Raw genomic sequence first — 436 nt, 5'->3', positions numbered from 1 at the left:
GCTTGGGTTCACGCGGTCTTGGGTTGACGGTCCAGGACGTAGTTCATGATCAGTGCAGCGATCAGGATGAGTCCTGTCACGAGCATCTGGAAGAAGGAACTCAGCCCCATCAGGTTGAACAGGTTTCGGAGCACCGACAGCAGCAGTACGGCAATGAATGTGCCCATCACACCGCCTTTTCCGCCGAACAGACTGGTTCCGCCCAGTACCACCGCGGCGATGGCATCCAGCTCGAGACCAGTGTGCGCCGTTGGTTGACCGATGGTCAGCCGCGCGGTGAGGAGGACCCCGGTCAGCGCAGCCAACCCGCCGCAGATGACATACGCGGCAGTGGTGATGCGCTGCACTGGCAGGCCTGACAACCGGGCAGCTTTTGCGTTGCTGCCGACTGCGTAGACGTGTTCGCCAAAAGTTGTGCGGCGCAACACCAGACCGA

At 61.0% G+C, this 436-nt stretch carries 1 protein-coding gene; it reads right to left on the bottom strand.

Annotated elements, in window-relative coordinates:
- Positions 1-8: 8 nt before the first annotated feature.
- Positions 9-436 (bottom strand): ABC transporter permease (locus RM844_RS32910; protein WP_311671093.1); only part of this gene is annotated, 428 nt, incomplete at its 5' end.

Origin of the sequence: Streptomyces chisholmiae, assembly GCF_031845445.1 — a bacterium.
In the GTDB taxonomy this organism is placed as follows: domain Bacteria; phylum Actinomycetota; class Actinomycetes; order Streptomycetales; family Streptomycetaceae; genus Streptomyces; species Streptomyces chisholmiae.
The sequence above is the reverse complement of the archived record's forward strand: the minus strand, read 5'-3'. Positions and strand labels throughout refer to the sequence as shown.